Origin of the sequence: Cytobacillus praedii, assembly GCF_001439605.1 — a bacterium.
Lineage (GTDB): Bacteria > Bacillota > Bacilli > Bacillales > Cytobacillaceae > Cytobacillus > Cytobacillus praedii.
In genome coordinates, this window is sequence record NZ_LMBX01000008.1 from 62,355 (window position 1) to 76,363 (window position 14,009).

The 14,009-nt window shown below is 40.0% G+C and carries 14 protein-coding genes and 1 tRNA gene; 11 read left to right on the forward strand and 4 right to left on the reverse strand.

All coding sequences use genetic code 11. The features are described from left to right. Positions 1–476: 476 nt before the first annotated feature. Entirely contained in the window at positions 477–1,082 is a 606-nt protein-coding gene (gene clpP, locus ASU02_RS10590) for an ATP-dependent Clp endopeptidase proteolytic subunit ClpP (protein WP_057763391.1), read from the reverse strand. Positions 1,083–1,352: 270 nt separating this feature from the next. Here clpP and ASU02_RS10595 point away from each other — a divergent pair. After that, a tRNA-Arg gene (locus tag ASU02_RS10595) sits at positions 1,353–1,424 on the forward strand. 86 nt (positions 1,425–1,510) lie between these two features. Here ASU02_RS10595 and ASU02_RS10600 read toward each other — a convergent pair. Beyond that, on the reverse strand, positions 1,511–2,488 hold the full coding sequence (locus ASU02_RS10600) for an exonuclease domain-containing protein (protein WP_057763392.1): 978 nt from the start codon (positions 2,486–2,488) through the stop codon (positions 1,511–1,513). Between the two features lie 267 nt (positions 2,489–2,755). On the opposite strand from ASU02_RS10600, the gene rpoN reads away from it, so the two are divergent. From rpoN to eno, 8 genes are all read left to right on the forward strand, one after another. Further along, on the forward strand, positions 2,756–4,087 hold the full coding sequence (gene rpoN / locus ASU02_RS10605) for an RNA polymerase factor sigma-54 (RefSeq protein WP_057763393.1): 1,332 nt from the start codon (positions 2,756–2,758) through the stop codon (positions 4,085–4,087). 13 nt (positions 4,088–4,100) lie between these two features. Next, on the forward strand, positions 4,101–4,358 hold the full coding sequence (locus tag ASU02_RS10610; RefSeq protein WP_057763561.1) for a glutaredoxin family protein: 258 nt from the start codon (positions 4,101–4,103) through the stop codon (positions 4,356–4,358). 116 nt (positions 4,359–4,474) lie between these two features. Continuing rightward, entirely contained in the window at positions 4,475–5,497 is a 1,023-nt protein-coding gene (locus ASU02_RS10615; protein WP_057763394.1) for a sugar-binding transcriptional regulator, read from the forward strand. Positions 5,498–5,543: 46 nt separating this feature from the next. Next, positions 5,544–6,551 carry a type I glyceraldehyde-3-phosphate dehydrogenase gene (gap, locus tag ASU02_RS10620; RefSeq protein ID WP_057763395.1) on the forward strand — a complete coding sequence of 336 codons (1,008 nt, stop codon included), beginning with the start codon at positions 5,544–5,546 and terminating at the stop codon, positions 6,549–6,551. A 196-nt stretch (positions 6,552–6,747) separates the two neighbouring features. After that, complete coding sequence (locus tag ASU02_RS10625) at positions 6,748–7,932, forward strand: phosphoglycerate kinase (RefSeq protein ID WP_057763396.1); 1,185 nt, start codon at positions 6,748–6,750, stop codon at positions 7,930–7,932. Between the two features lie 111 nt (positions 7,933–8,043). Further along, positions 8,044–8,793, forward strand: a complete 750-nt coding sequence (gene tpiA / locus ASU02_RS10630) for a triose-phosphate isomerase (RefSeq protein WP_057763397.1) — start codon at positions 8,044–8,046, stop codon at positions 8,791–8,793. After that, positions 8,786–10,321: a 2,3-bisphosphoglycerate-independent phosphoglycerate mutase gene (gene gpmI, locus ASU02_RS10635; RefSeq protein ID WP_057763398.1), complete on the forward strand. Its 1,536-nt coding sequence runs from the start codon at positions 8,786–8,788 to the stop codon at positions 10,319–10,321. Before tpiA ends, gpmI begins: the two co-directional genes overlap by 8 nt. Positions 10,322–10,346: 25 nt before the next feature. Then, the gene (gene eno / locus ASU02_RS10640) at positions 10,347–11,642 is read left to right on the forward strand and encodes a phosphopyruvate hydratase (RefSeq protein ID WP_057763399.1); all 1,296 of its coding nucleotides are present in this window, start codon (positions 10,347–10,349) and stop codon (positions 11,640–11,642) included. 155 nt (positions 11,643–11,797) lie between these two features. Here eno and ASU02_RS26960 read toward each other — a convergent pair whose 3' ends face one another. Both ASU02_RS26960 and ASU02_RS26965 read right to left on the reverse strand, forming a co-directional pair. Continuing rightward, entirely contained in the window at positions 11,798–12,232 is a 435-nt protein-coding gene (locus tag ASU02_RS26960) for a hypothetical protein (RefSeq protein ID WP_057763400.1), read from the reverse strand. Beyond that, on the reverse strand, positions 12,177–12,527 hold the full coding sequence (locus ASU02_RS26965; protein ID WP_332307636.1) for a nuclease-related domain-containing protein: 351 nt from the start codon (positions 12,525–12,527) through the stop codon (positions 12,177–12,179). The genes ASU02_RS26960 and ASU02_RS26965 overlap by 56 nt, the downstream gene beginning before the upstream one ends. Positions 12,528–12,907: 380 nt before the next feature. On the opposite strand from ASU02_RS26965, the gene secG reads away from it, so the two are divergent. Together secG and ASU02_RS10660 are read left to right on the forward strand one after the other, a co-directional pair. Continuing rightward, positions 12,908–13,141, forward strand: coding sequence for a preprotein translocase subunit SecG (gene secG, locus ASU02_RS10655; RefSeq protein ID WP_057763402.1), 234 nt, complete (start codon positions 12,908–12,910; stop codon positions 13,139–13,141). Between the two features lie 101 nt (positions 13,142–13,242). Next, entirely contained in the window at positions 13,243–13,989 is a 747-nt protein-coding gene (locus ASU02_RS10660; RefSeq protein WP_057763403.1) for an alpha/beta hydrolase, read from the forward strand. Positions 13,990–14,009: the final 20 nt, after the last annotated feature.

Genomic DNA, 14,009 nt, shown 5'->3' on the forward strand with positions numbered 1-14,009 from the left:
CGTGAAATGCACGATAAAATGAGCCCAAAGCAGAAATGCTCGATAAAGTAAAAAAGTTGCTAGATAAATGCAGAAAAGTGCTCGATAAAACTTTGGGGATGCAAGATAAACTATGTGAAATGCACGATAAAATGAGCCCAACCCAGAACTGCTTGATAAAAAAAGAAAGTTGCTAGATAAATTCAAGAAAGTGCTCGATAAATCATTAATGATGCAAGATAAACGATGCGAACTGCACGATAAAATGAACCCAACCCGGAACTGCATGATAAAAAAGAAAACTGCTAGATAAATTCAAAAAAGTGCTCAATATACCATTGAGGATGCAAGATAAACAAAGTGCTCCGCAAATATAAAAATACCTATCTCTGAAGTAATCGATAAAATGAAACCTCTTCCCATAAACAAGTAAAAAAACAAAGAACACATAAGATTTCGTTCGTGAAATCTCATGTGTTCTCAAATTTTAAACCGATTTACTTCTCTTTCTTATCTGCTGCAGGATTGCGGGTAATAATTTTATCCACTAATCCGTATTCTAATGCTTTTTCAGCAGTCATGAAATTATCGCGATCTGTATCACGAGCAATTACTTCAAGTGGCTGACCAGTACGTTCAGAAAGAATCGTATTTAGCTTATCACGTAGGAAGAGGATTCGTTTAGCAGCAATTTCGATTTCAGTTGCTTGCCCTTGCGCTCCACCTAGTGGTTGGTGAATCATGACTTCACTGTTTGGAAGAACGAATCGCTTGCCTTTTTCACCAGCTGCAAGAAGGAATGCGCCCATAGAAGCAGCCATACCTGTACAAATCGTTGATACATCTGCTTTGATGTACTGCATTGTATCATAGATCGCCATACCAGCAGTAATGCTTCCGCCCGGGCTGTTAATGTATAATGTAATATCTTTCTCAGGGTTTTCAGCTTCTAAGAATAATAATTGTGCTACAATCGAGTTGGCAACATTATCATCGATTGCACTGCCAAGCATGATAATACGATCTTTTAAAAGACGGGAGTAAATATCGTAAGCGCGCTCTCCACGGTTTGTTTGTTCAATAACTGTAGGGATTAGGTTCATCTCATTATTCCTCCTTTAATTAAGTAAGGGTAACATACAAATGCCATATATTTTTCCATTGATGTATGTAATCTCATGATACACTGTTGGTCAATAAAGGTCAAACAATACACTTCACCAAAACAGCATTATTATTCGACATCTTCCTTCTAATAAATATCTCCGTTTCCATCATTCCCGCTCTTCTGGTTTTTAAACAAAAGATTCCTTGCAAAGTTAGAAAAAATCGCATATAATCTATATTTGTAACGCCAATGCATATTACACAATGCCCTCGTGGTGCAACGGATAGCACGTGAGATTCCGGTTCTTAAGATGTGGGTTCGATTCCTGCCGAGGGCGCTACTAATTTAGAAAAATTATAAAGAAAAGCCGTAAGCCCAACAATTCATGGGTTTGCGGCTTTTTTTAATCTTCAAGGCGTATCCCTAGTTCAGGACATATTTTTTGCGTACGATAGATGATAGAATTAATCGGCAATCTAGCAGTTTTCTAAACTTAGTTTCCGTGAGAATTTCTATCTCTCTTCCTTCTTCAATTAACTCATAAGCTTTTCTTTCCTTTGTACTTAAACCGCTGCTTCCAACAAGTAAATGATCCTGTTTGCCAACGACAAGATAATTTGTTTTAGAGCTTACTCCACTTTTAATGATTCCTCCTAGGTTAACTACTCCTTGCATCGCTTCCTCACGATCCATTGTTAATTCACCTGTGAAAACAACGTTCTTGCCATAAAAAGGGTGATGGATATCAAAATCGTTAGTAGATGCGACCATGTCTTTTGTGGATATTTTGGTGAAATTCTTTTTTCTCTTCTTAAATTCCGTTTGAATTTTTAATTCCGAGAATCGTTTTATCGGTATTGAATTGTACGTACTAATATAAGTATGGATGGATTTTCTTCTTTTGGTTTCAATACATTTTAAGACTAATTCCGCACATGCTCTTGCATCATCTAAGGCGTTGTGGTGATTATTGAGAGTTATGCCAAACCTTTCTGTTCGGTCTTTTAATGAGCTGCCAATGCCTTCTCCGCTGCAGGCGCGAGTGCTTATTGGAATGCTGCACACATATTCGAATTCAGGAATTTCAGCTGAATAGGTTTTCAAGCAATTCTTCAATACATTCATATCGAACTGCGCATTATGTGCGACGAATAAACTCTCACTATGAAAATAATGACTAATATCAGCCCACACTTCATCGAATTTTGGTGCGTTTTTTAAATCATCAACAGATAGACCATGAATTTTTGACATTTCGGGATTGAGTTCGAGGGTAGGCGGCTGAATCAGATAATATTTTTCATCTATGATTGTATTGTTCTGGATGAATACCATACCTAAAGAACATGCACTGTTCATATTGTTATTGGCTATTTCAAAATCAATCGTTATGAAATCCATTGGGCTTCCCCCTTTAAGAGTAAAGTTATATCATCCTGCATGGATTTAGAAAAATTACAGGACGAGATTTAATAAACAGATTCTATTAAAATGAATGGCCTGTAGGCTTAAATCATTGAAGTATCTTCTCTATTATTATAAAGTGATTGAAGCATTCACTTCATCCCTTTTTTGTTTTGAACAGAACTGCAAGCCTTCCTTATGCCAATATTTTTCCATACAACATTCCGTCACGTTATTGTAAAATGAACACGAGGGGGGATTAAAATGAACTTACAAGCAGGGTTATGGCAACAGCAGACATTGAAGTTAACAATGACGCAAGAGCTGACACAGGCGATTGCTTTGCTGCAATATAATGCACAGGAGCTTTCTGCTTTCTTAGAGAATAAAGCATTGGAAAACCCCTTATTGCAGATTGAGCCTGGCAATGTGCAAGCCATGGACCCCCGGAAGGATCGAGTGAAGCCAACTCGTAAGAAAGTCGATAAAGATAAGCAAAACTGGATTGAACAGATTGGGGAAACAGTGACTTATTTGGATGAATATTTAAAGTCACAGGTAGATCTCGATTTATTAACTATAAATGGAAAGAAAGTATTTGACTATTTAGTTGAGTGTATCGATGAAAACGGTTACTTTCGCGCGGAGATTAGTGAAGTAGCTGCTCATTTTAAACTATCAGAAGCAGAAGTCTATGAACATCTTGAACTATTGCAAGGATTAGAACCCGCTGGGATCGGTGCCCGGAATTTGCAAGAATGCCTTTTATTGCAATTACGCCGCTGTGAGAAGAGGAATGCACTTGCAGAAGAAATCGTGGCGAAGCATTTCCTTTCTTTTGCTGAAAAGAAATGGAAGGATATAGCTAAATTGCTCAATGTAAAATTAAATGAGATTCAAGAGGTATTCGATTTCATTCAAACATTAAACCCAAGACCAGCATCCTCTTTCCAACACGAAAAGTCTGCTTACATAGTGCCTGATGTTGTGATTAAATGGGAGGGGGAATCCTTTGTGGTAAGTATTTTTGATGAAGCACTCCCAAAGATTAGTTTTAACAGTGGATATTATGAAAAGTTTGCTTCTAATCAAGATAAACAAGTTAATCGCTTTATTCAGGAAAATCAGCAGGATTATCAGTGGATCATGAGAAGCATTGAGCAGAGAAAAGAAACGCTAACAAAGGTTTCCTTGAAAATTGTTGAAAAACAAGGGGATTTTTTCATGAACGGGCCAGCTTATTTACGCCCGATGACGATGAAGGAAATTGCTGATGAACTTGAGATTCATGAGTCAACGGTCAGCCGTGCCGTTAGAGAAAAGTATGCGCAAACTCCTTTTGGCACATATGAATTAAGATCCTTCTTTTCAAGCACGATAAAAACTACATCAGACGAGAATACCTCATCGAAGCAAGTGAAGACAGTTATCAGCCAATTGGTTGAAGGTGAAAACAAACAAAAGCCATTGTCCGATCAGGAAATCGTTCATTTGTTAAAAGAAAAAGAGGGGATGGTTGTTTCGCGAAGAACGATTGCGAAATACCGGGATCAGCTCGGGATTCCTTCTTCATCTAAAAGGAAACGCTATGAATGAAGGGAGAATTGCAATGAACAAACGTACACTTGTGCTTTATACACGCAGCCGCTGTTCACTTTGTGATAAGGCAAAAAAGATTATCCTGGAATTGCAGGAAGAATGGAATTTTATTCTTAAAGAAATTGATATAGATACGAGCGATGAATTGACGGAAAAGTATGGAATTATGATTCCGGTTGTTGAAATTGACGGGGAAGAAGTTCAATATGGACAGATTGATTATCTGACCATTAGTGACGCTTTTTCAGAAAAAAGTAAATCTTTTTAATTGAATTCACTAATTACTCCTGTTAAAATGTAGATATAGCAGGAGTGATTTTTTTTGCTTCAATCGGGACACAATATGTCTACGAGGGACAAAAAATGTCCAGGAGGATGAAATCATTGTATTCATTAATTGATGTTCAAAAAAGATTATTGCCTGATTTATTAATTATCATGCAGAAACGCTACCACATTCTTCACTATATTGGACGAATGGAACCTGTAGGCAGAAGAAGCTTAAGTTTGAGTTTAGGCTTAACAGAAAGGGTATTAAGAAGTGAGGTTGAATTTTTAAAAGACCAAAATCTGATTACCTCTTCAACCGCAGGAATGAGCCTGACCTCAGATGGCAAGGATTTACTTGATAAGCTGAGCAGTGTTATCAGAGAGATCTCAGGTATTAGTGCTATGGAGGAGAATTTACAGCGTAAGCTGGGCATTCAGAAGGTTATCATTGTCTCTGGCAATTGTGATGAATCCCCATGGGTGAAAACAGAATTGGGCAGAGCTGCTGCTAATCGGATGAAATCCAATCTGACAGGGGAAAATATTATTGCTGTAACAGGCGGCTCTACCATTGCAGCCGTGGCAGATATGTTAACCCCAGTAGACATTTCGCAAAGCTGTCTTTTTGTCCCTGCTAGAGGCGGAATAGGTGAGGATGTAAAAAACCAAGCCAACTCCATCTGTGCAGCAATGGCTGACCGAACGGAATCCAAGCACCGTGTCCTATATATCCCAGATCAGGTTAGTCAGGAGATGTATGAATCCATTATTAAGGAGCGGGAGATTAGCGAAGTTCTGAAATTGATAAAGTCTGCAAGCATGGTTTTACATGGGATTGGAGACGCTATAACAATGGCAGAACGACGAAAATCAAGCAGTGAAGATCTAGCGAAAATAAAAAGTGAAAAGGCTGAAGGGGAAGCGTTCGGCTATTATTTCAATCAAAAAGGCGAGGTCGTTCATAAAGTTCAAACGATTGGACTCCAGCTTAAGGATCTTTCTGCAATCCCGCATGTTATTGCAGTTGCAGGAGGAAAAACAAAAGCAAAAGCGATTGCCGCTTATATGAAACAAGCGCCTCAATCAACAGTGCTAGTTACTGATGAAGGTGCAGCGAAAAGTTTATTAGAAGGGTAAATACCCTTTTTCAATACTATTTTATCCTACAAGGGAGGAAGTTAAAATGGCAGTTAAAGTTGGTATTAATGGATTTGGAAGAATTGGTCGTGTAGTATTTCGTGCAGCATTAAAGAACCCTAATATAGAGATTGTTGCAGTAAATGATTTAACAGATGCAAACATGCTGGCACATCTTTTAAAATATGATTCTGTTCACGGAACGTTAAATGAAAACGTATCAGTTGATGGGGATTACCTAGTAGTTGGCGGACATAAGGTGAAGGTAATCGCAGAACGCGACCCTGCTCAGCTTGGCTGGGGAGACCTAGGCGTAGAAGTAGTCATTGAATCTACAGGCCGATTTACGAAGCGTGAGGACGCTGCGAAGCATTTAGAGGCGGGAGCAAAGAAAGTTATTATTTCTGCACCTGCAACAAATGAAGATATTACAGTGGTTATGGGTGTAAACCATGAAAGCTATGATCCTGCAAACCACCATGTGATTTCTAATGCATCATGTACAACAAACTGTCTAGCACCATTTGCGAAAGTGCTGAATGATAAGTTTGGCATCAAGCGTGGAATGATGACAACGATCCACTCTTATACAAATGACCAGCAAATTCTTGATTTGCCGCATAAAGATTACCGTCGTGCACGTGCAGCTGCTGAGAATATTATTCCAACGACAACTGGGGCTGCCAAAGCTGTTTCCCTTGTATTGCCTGAATTGAAGGGCAAATTAAATGGCGGAGCGGTACGTGTGCCAACGCCAAACGTTTCTTTAGTGGACTTAGTTGCTGAATTAGAAAAAGAAGTAACAGCTGAAGAAGTAAACGCAGCATTCAGAGCAGCGTCAGAAGGCGAATTAAAGGGGATTTTAGCATATAGTGAGGAGCCATTAGTTTCTAGTGATTACAATGGAGATCCTGCTTCATCTACGATTGATGCCCTTTCTACAATGGTGATGGAAGGCAATATGGTAAAAGTCATTTCTTGGTATGATAATGAAAGCGGCTATTCTAATCGCGTTATAGACCTTGTAGATTATATCGCACAAAAAGGCTTATAAAATCTTAATAAATTCCTTGGAATGTTTTAAACATATTGGAAATTGAAAGTGCAAACGTCTATAATGATATATGGTAAAGGGGAGCGGGGAACAAACCCCTCTCCTTTTTCTATGATGAGTTTTCGCAATTTTTATTGCATGGGTGAAAACCTAAGCAAGTACTACTTATTTGTAAACATGTGGGGGTCATTTTGCGATGAACAAAAAAAGCGTTAAAGATGTGGATTTAAAAGGGAAAAAGGTTTTTTGCCGTGTTGATTTCAATGTACCGATGAAAGATGGCAAAGTGACTGATGAAACACGAATCCGCGCTGCACTGCCAACGATTCAATACTTAACAGACCAAGGAGCAAAAGTGATTTTAGCAAGTCACCTTGGACGTCCAAAGGGACAGGTAGTTGAAGAACTGCGCCTGACACCGGTCGCAGCTCGTTTATCTGAGCTTCTTGGTACAGAAGTAAAAAAAGCAGATGAAGCATATGGAGAAACGGTTAAAGAAATGATAGGAACAATGGTAGAAGGAGATGTCATGCTTCTTGAAAATGTTCGTTTCTATCCTGGCGAGGAAAAAAATGATCCTGAGCTAGCGAAAGCTTTTGCTGATTTAGCCGATCTATATGTAAACGATGCGTTCGGGGCTGCACACCGTGCACATGCTTCAACAGAAGGAATTGCTCATCATCTTCCAGCTGTATCTGGCCTTTTAATGGAAAAAGAGCTAGATGTATTAGGAAAGGCTTTATCTAATCCAGAGCGTCCATTTACAGCGATAATTGGTGGAGCAAAGGTAAAAGATAAAATTGGCGTGATTGAAAATCTGCTAGAAAAGGTAGATAACTTAATCATTGGCGGCGGCTTGGCTTATACGTTCGTAAAGGCAAATGGCCATGAAATAGGAAAATCACTTTTAGAAGAAGATAAAATAGATTTAGCAAAATCATTTATGAAAAAAGCAGAGGAAAAGGGAGTCAACTTCTATATGCCTGTTGACGCTGTTATTGCTGATGATTTCTCCGTGGAAGCAAACACAAAAACGGTTGCGATTGAGGAAATTCCAGCCGATTGGCAAGCCCTTGATATCGGACCAAAAACAGCTGAAATTTACAGTGATGTGATCCAAAATTCAAAGCTTGTGATCTGGAATGGACCAATGGGTGTATTTGAATGGGATAAATTTGCGGGTGGAACAAGAGCTGTGGCTGAAGCTTTAGCAGAAGCAAACGATACATATTCGGTTATTGGCGGCGGAGACTCTGCAGCAGCTGTAGAAAAGTTCTATCTTGCTGACCGTATGAGCCATATTTCCACTGGCGGCGGTGCTTCCCTTGAGTTTATGGAGGGCAAGGCTTTACCAGGCGTAGTAGCATTGAACGACAAATAGAAAAGTGTGGGCGGCTTATTGACTGAATAACGAGCCGCTTATATTAGAATAAGAAACAATTTATCAGATCTCTGCTTGTTAAATAAATTTTGCATGAAAGGATGTACCACTATGCGTAAACCAATCATTGCAGGAAACTGGAAAATGCATAAAACCCTTCCGGAGGCGAGAGCGTTTTTAGAAGAAATTACGGGCTCTATTCCAGATGTGGATAAAGTTGAAACGGTTATATGTGCTCCAGCTTTATTTTTGGAGCGCTTAGTAAGCTCTAATGTGGGTATCGGTGCACAAAATATGCATTTTGAAGAAAGCGGTGCTTTTACGGGAGAAATTAGCCCGGCAGCACTAGAAGAAATCGGTGTAAAATATGTTATTCTTGGCCATTCGGAACGCCGTGAAATGTTTAATGAAACAGACGAAGCTGTGAACAAAAAAACATTAGCTGCCTTCAATCACAATCTAACTCCAATTGTTTGCTGTGGTGAAACGCTTGAACAACGCGAGAACGGCGAAACAATGGCGTTTGTCGGCTCACAAATAGAAAAGGCATTGCAAGGCTTGACTGAAGAACAAGTAAAACAAACTGTTATTGCTTATGAGCCTATTTGGGCGATAGGAACAGGGAAATCTTCTACTGCAGAAGATGCGAATGAAGTATGTGCACATATTCGCCAAGTAGTGAAGGAGCAATTTACTCAAGCCGCGGCAGATGCTGTGCGAATTCAATATGGCGGCAGTGTGAAGCCTGGTAACATTAAAGAGTATATGTCCCAGCCTGATATCGATGGCGCTTTAGTAGGAGGCGCTAGCTTAGAAGCACAATCGTTCCTGCAATTATTGGAGGCAGGGCAATATGAGTAAGTCACCAGTTGCATTAATCATCCTAGATGGATTTGGGCTGAGAAACGAAGAAAAGGGTAATGCGGTTTCACATGCGAAAAAGCCAAACTTTGACCGCTACTGGAATACCTACCCGCATGCAACCTTAACTGCTTCTGGGGAAGCGGTCGGCTTGCCAGAAGGGCAAATGGGAAACTCAGAGGTTGGACATTTGAACATTGGTGCAGGCCGTGTAGTTTATCAAAGTCTGACAAGAGTAAATGTAGCCATTCGTGAAGGCAAGTTTGAAAAAAATGAGACGTTTATTAAGGCTATTAACCATGTAAAAGAAAATGGTACCAGTCTTCATTTGATGGGCTTACTTTCAGACGGTGGTGTGCACAGTCATATTAATCACCTTTATGCGCTGCTGCATTTAGCGGCAGAAGAAGGCGTTAAGAATGTCTATGTTCATGGATTTTTAGATGGACGAGATGTTGGTCCACAAACAGCTGAAGGGTATATTAAAGCAGCTGAGGGAAAAATGAAGGAATATGGTGTCGGTGAATTTGCAACAATTTCTGGCCGCTATTATTCTATGGACCGGGATAAGCGCTGGGAGCGTGTAGAAAAGTCCTATCGCTCCATGGTTTATGGAGAAGGTCCGACCTATTCGAATGCGATTGATTTAGTAGAGGATAATTACCGCCATGGGATCTTTGATGAGTTCGTTATTCCATCTGTAATTACAAGAGAAGATGGGGAGCCTGTTGCAACGATTAAAGAAAATGATGCTGTTATTTTCTATAATTTCCGTCCGGATCGGGCAATACAAATATCAAACACGTTTACGAATAAAGATTTTCGTTCATTTGATAGAGGGCCAAAGCATCCTGATCACCTATTCTTCGTTTGCTTGACGCATTTTAGTGAAACAGTTGATGGCTATGTTGCGTTTGAACCTAGCAATTTGGATAATACACTAGGAGAGGTATTGTCGCAAAATGGCCTCAAACAGCTGCGAATTGCAGAAACGGAGAAATATCCGCATGTTACCTTTTTTATGAGCGGCGGGCGTGAAGCGGAATTTCCAGGTGAGAAGCGGATTTTAATCAACTCGCCAAAGGTAGCTACATATGATTTAAAGCCAGAAATGAGCGCATACGAAGTGACAGATGCCTTACTAAAGGAAATCGAAGCGGATCAGCAGGATGCAATTATTCTAAACTTTGCTAATCCTGATATGGTCGGCCATTCAGGTATGCTAGAACCAACCATTAAAGCGGTAGAGACGGTTGACGAATGCCTTGGAAAAATTGTTGATCTTATTTTAGAAAAAGGCGGGAAGGCAATCATAACTGCAGACCACGGGAATGCAGATGAGGTTGTTACGCTAGAAGGACAGCCAATGACCGCCCATACTACAAATCCTGTACCTGTAATTATTACGGAAAATGGTGCCACACTTCGGGAAGACGGCATTCTTGGCGACCTTGCGCCAACAATGCTAGACCTTCTAGGGGTTGAAAAACCAGCTGAAATGACAGGGACAACATTAATACAAAAATAAGTTGAATTTAAAGGAGAGAATAGATATGCCATTTATCCAACATGTATATGCTCGTGAAGTTTTAGATTCTCGCGGAAATCCGACAGTAGAGGTTGAAGTATTAACTGAATCAGGCTTCTTTGGCCGTGCGATGGTACCATCTGGTGCATCAACTGGTGAATACGAAGCAGTAGAGCTTCGTGACGGCGACAAATCACGCTACCTAGGAAAAGGTGTTCAAAAAGCAGTAGACAATGTGAACAACCTAATTGCTGACACAGTCATTGGCATGGATGTAACAGATCAAGTGGGCATCGACCGCACAATGATCGAACTAGACGGAACAGAAAACAAAGGCAAGCTTGGTGCAAATGCCATTCTTGGTGTTTCTATGGCTTGCGCGCATGCAGCTGCAGAATCAGTAGGTCTTCCGTTATACCGCTACCTTGGCGGATTCAACGCGAAGCAGCTTCCAACTCCAATGATGAACATTATCAACGGCGGTTCTCATGCTGATAACAACGTAGATTTCCAAGAATTCATGATTATGCCTGTTGGCGCTCCTACGTTTAAAGAAGCGATCCGAATGGGTGCAGAAGTATTCCATTCATTGAAGAAAGTATTATCTGGCAAAGGCTTAAATACAGCTGTAGGTGATGAAGGCGGATTCGCTCCAAACCTTGGTTCAAACCGTGAAGCATTAGAAGTAATCATTGAAGCAATCACAAATGCTGGATACGAAGCAGGTAAAGATATTTACCTTGCAATGGACGTTGCTTCATCTGAGTTCTTTAACAAAGAAACAGGCAAATATGATCTTGCAGGCGAAGGCCGCACAGGCTTAACCTCAGAAGACATGGTGAACTTCTATGAAGAACTAGTAAATGAATTCCCGATCATCTCTATTGAAGATGGCTTAGATGAAAACGACTGGGAAGGCCACAAGCTTCTTACTGAACGCATCGGCGGCAAAGTACAGCTTGTTGGGGATGACCTATTCGTTACAAATACGAAGAAATTAGCACAAGGCATTGAGCAAGGCGTTGGCAACTCAATCCTAATTAAAGTAAACCAAATTGGTACATTAACAGAAACATTTGATGCAATCGAAATGGCGAAGCGTGCAGGCTACACGGCTGTTGTTTCTCACCGTTCTGGTGAAACAGAAGATGCAACGATTGCTGACATCGCTGTTGCAACAAATGCAGGCCAAATCAAGACAGGATCGATGTCACGTACAGACCGTATTGCGAAATACAACCAGCTTCTACGTATTGAAGATGAGCTTGGCGATTTAGCGGTATATGATGGACTGAAGTCTTTCTATAATTTGAAGAAGTAAGTTTGAAGGGGCGGCCATTGTGGCCGCCTTTTTTTGTGGTTTGGCGAATATAATCGGTGTAACGGCGAATTTATTTCATTTTTGTCCAATATATCGAGGTGGACGGCGAATATATCATTTTTTTGTCCAATAAAAGTTGTTGCACGGCGAATATCTTATTGAGGATGGTACACTCTCCCTTTATTTGCTCCTGAACTTGGCAGATTCATTCGCATAAGCAGCTTGGATGCCATATCTACGGATGTTAAATGGGTAAATTCACGAAATTGCTTGTTAGACATCGTTGAATTCATCAAGAGAAAGAAATCTTTTACTGCTTCAACATGTGCACTTTTATCAAAGCACCCACATTTTTCGCAAAACCACTTTCTGCGCACACGTGTCATCCCAAATGCTTTGCAATTCGGACACTGTACCCCGGTTATCACTTCTGATTTTGCTACCCCATATTTCAGCAGAATATCCTGTGTACCTGGAACATGACTTTTAAGCAATAATTTACATAATTTCCGTATGCCTTTCCTATCTATTACATCATCTTTTATACACTCTTTCAGTTTCTTTGAGACGTTCCAGCAGATTATACCCATGTACGATCTTTTTCAAAATGGATGGATTACGAGAATTGGTTTTTATAATGGTTGAGGGACTGCTGAAGGCAACTAAATAATCGATGGGAATCTGAGAGTAGCCATGATTGCTAAGAAATGTGCTTAATTGCTGCTGGTGCCATCTGGCTTGAACAAGGGGATTTTGAAAACCTTCTTCTTTATCATTTGCAGTTCGAATAAGTTGGTTAAACGAATCTTCGAGAAGCAGTGTACCGTAGAAATTCTTGCATTCGAGGATGAAGGCAAGACGTCTGGTGAGAACAAGGTAATCGATTTGAAAAAGCGAGGGCCGCTGGGAAGACGAAGATCATGAAAAACAAAATAATCTTTTTCAGAGAGGAAATCTAAGTAATAGGATATTGCCCGTTCCCCATTATAGCCAGCTTGCCTTTTTCTTAAATCTTCCTTCATTTCAGTATACTTAGCATGATCTGCAGATATGCGCCGCATTAATGCCTCCAATTTTAAAATACTGCTTGGTTTCGATAACTCTTTTACAATCAAAATAATCACTCCTTTCCCAATAGACTTCGATCTCCAAAAAAACATTCCTTTCAGAAACTATGGCCAAATTCTGAATTCTATTGCCAATAAAACACAACTATGATAAAATTAGTGATACTGTAAAAGGTTCGTTTCAGGAGGTGGGCTTTTATGCATGCACTATTAATCACGCTATTGGTTATTGTATCTGTCGGACTTATTGTCGTTGTACTTCTGCAATCAGGTAAAAGTGCTGGTCTATCCGGTGCCATTTCTGGAGGAGCAGAACAGCTTTTTGGAAAACAAAAAGCACGCGGGCTGGATCTTATTCTTCACCGCATCACAATTGTTCTTTCAGTCCTATTTTTCATTTTAACTATTGGAGTATCCTATTTCGCTTTATAAAAAATTGCCTGGCCTTCATTAGGTCAGGTTTTTTTCGTTGATTTTGATTAAAATAGTAGTAATTATTTAAATGAATTTACATAAAAAGGAGTATTATATAGATGAAAATTGTTACACCAAAGCCGTTTACTTTTGGAAATGGAAAGAGAGCGGTGCTGCTGCTGCATGGATTTACAGGGAACACAGCGGATGTACGAATGATGGGTCGTTTTTTAGAAGGAAAAGGGTATACATGTCATGCACCTCAATACAAGGGGCATGGTGTACCGCCAGAGGAGCTTGTTCATACAGGTCCTGAAGACTGGTGGAAGGACGTCATGGATGGATATGAATTCTTGAAGAATAAGGGCCATCAAGAAATTGCAGTGGCAGGGCTATCTTTAGGTGGCGTATTTTCCTTGAAATTAGGTTACACTGTACCTATTAAGGGAATTATCCCCATGTGTGCACCTATGCATATTAAGAGTGAAGAAGTGATGTATGAAGGGATCCTTCAGTATGCCCGCCAATATAAGCAGCTGGAAGGGAAAGCTGAAGCGCAAATTGAGCAAGAGATGGCTGAGTTTCAAAAAACACCGATGAATACATTAAAAGCCCTTCAAGAATTGATTGCTGATGTTCGCAATCATGTGGATATGATTTATTCTCCTACTTTCGTTGTTCAAGCACGAGAGGATCATATGATCAACACGGATAGTGCGAACATTATTTATAATGAAGTGGAATCGGATATGAAAGAAATTAAATGGTTTGAGGAATCAGGTCATGTAATTACACTTGATAAAGAACGGGATCAGCTTCATGAAGATGTATATCAGTTTTTAGAAAAGCTAGATTGGGAAGAATAAAAGAAAAGGAGGGGATATTG

Coding starts and splice junctions, on each gene's coding strand:
- clpP (WP_057763391.1), bottom strand. CDS start 1,082: ATGAACCTAATCCCTACAGTTATTGAACAAACAAACCGTGGAGAGCGC.
- ASU02_RS10600 (WP_057763392.1), bottom strand. CDS start 2,488: ATGGATTTCATAACGATTGATTTTGAAATAGCCAATAACAATATGAAC.
- rpoN (WP_057763393.1), top strand. CDS start 2,756: ATGAACTTACAAGCAGGGTTATGGCAACAGCAGACATTGAAGTTAACA.
- ASU02_RS10610 (WP_057763561.1), top strand. CDS start 4,101: ATGAACAAACGTACACTTGTGCTTTATACACGCAGCCGCTGTTCACTT.
- gap (WP_057763395.1), top strand. CDS start 5,544: ATGGCAGTTAAAGTTGGTATTAATGGATTTGGAAGAATTGGTCGTGTA.
- ASU02_RS10625 (WP_057763396.1), top strand. CDS start 6,748: ATGAACAAAAAAAGCGTTAAAGATGTGGATTTAAAAGGGAAAAAGGTT.
- tpiA (WP_057763397.1), top strand. CDS start 8,044: ATGCGTAAACCAATCATTGCAGGAAACTGGAAAATGCATAAAACCCTT.
- gpmI (WP_057763398.1), top strand. CDS start 8,786: ATGAGTAAGTCACCAGTTGCATTAATCATCCTAGATGGATTTGGGCTG.
- eno (WP_057763399.1), top strand. CDS start 10,347: ATGCCATTTATCCAACATGTATATGCTCGTGAAGTTTTAGATTCTCGC.
- ASU02_RS26960 (WP_057763400.1), bottom strand. CDS start 12,232: ATGGGTATAATCTGCTGGAACGTCTCAAAGAAACTGAAAGAGTGTATA.
- secG (WP_057763402.1), top strand. CDS start 12,908: ATGCATGCACTATTAATCACGCTATTGGTTATTGTATCTGTCGGACTT.
- ASU02_RS10660 (WP_057763403.1), top strand. CDS start 13,243: ATGAAAATTGTTACACCAAAGCCGTTTACTTTTGGAAATGGAAAGAGA.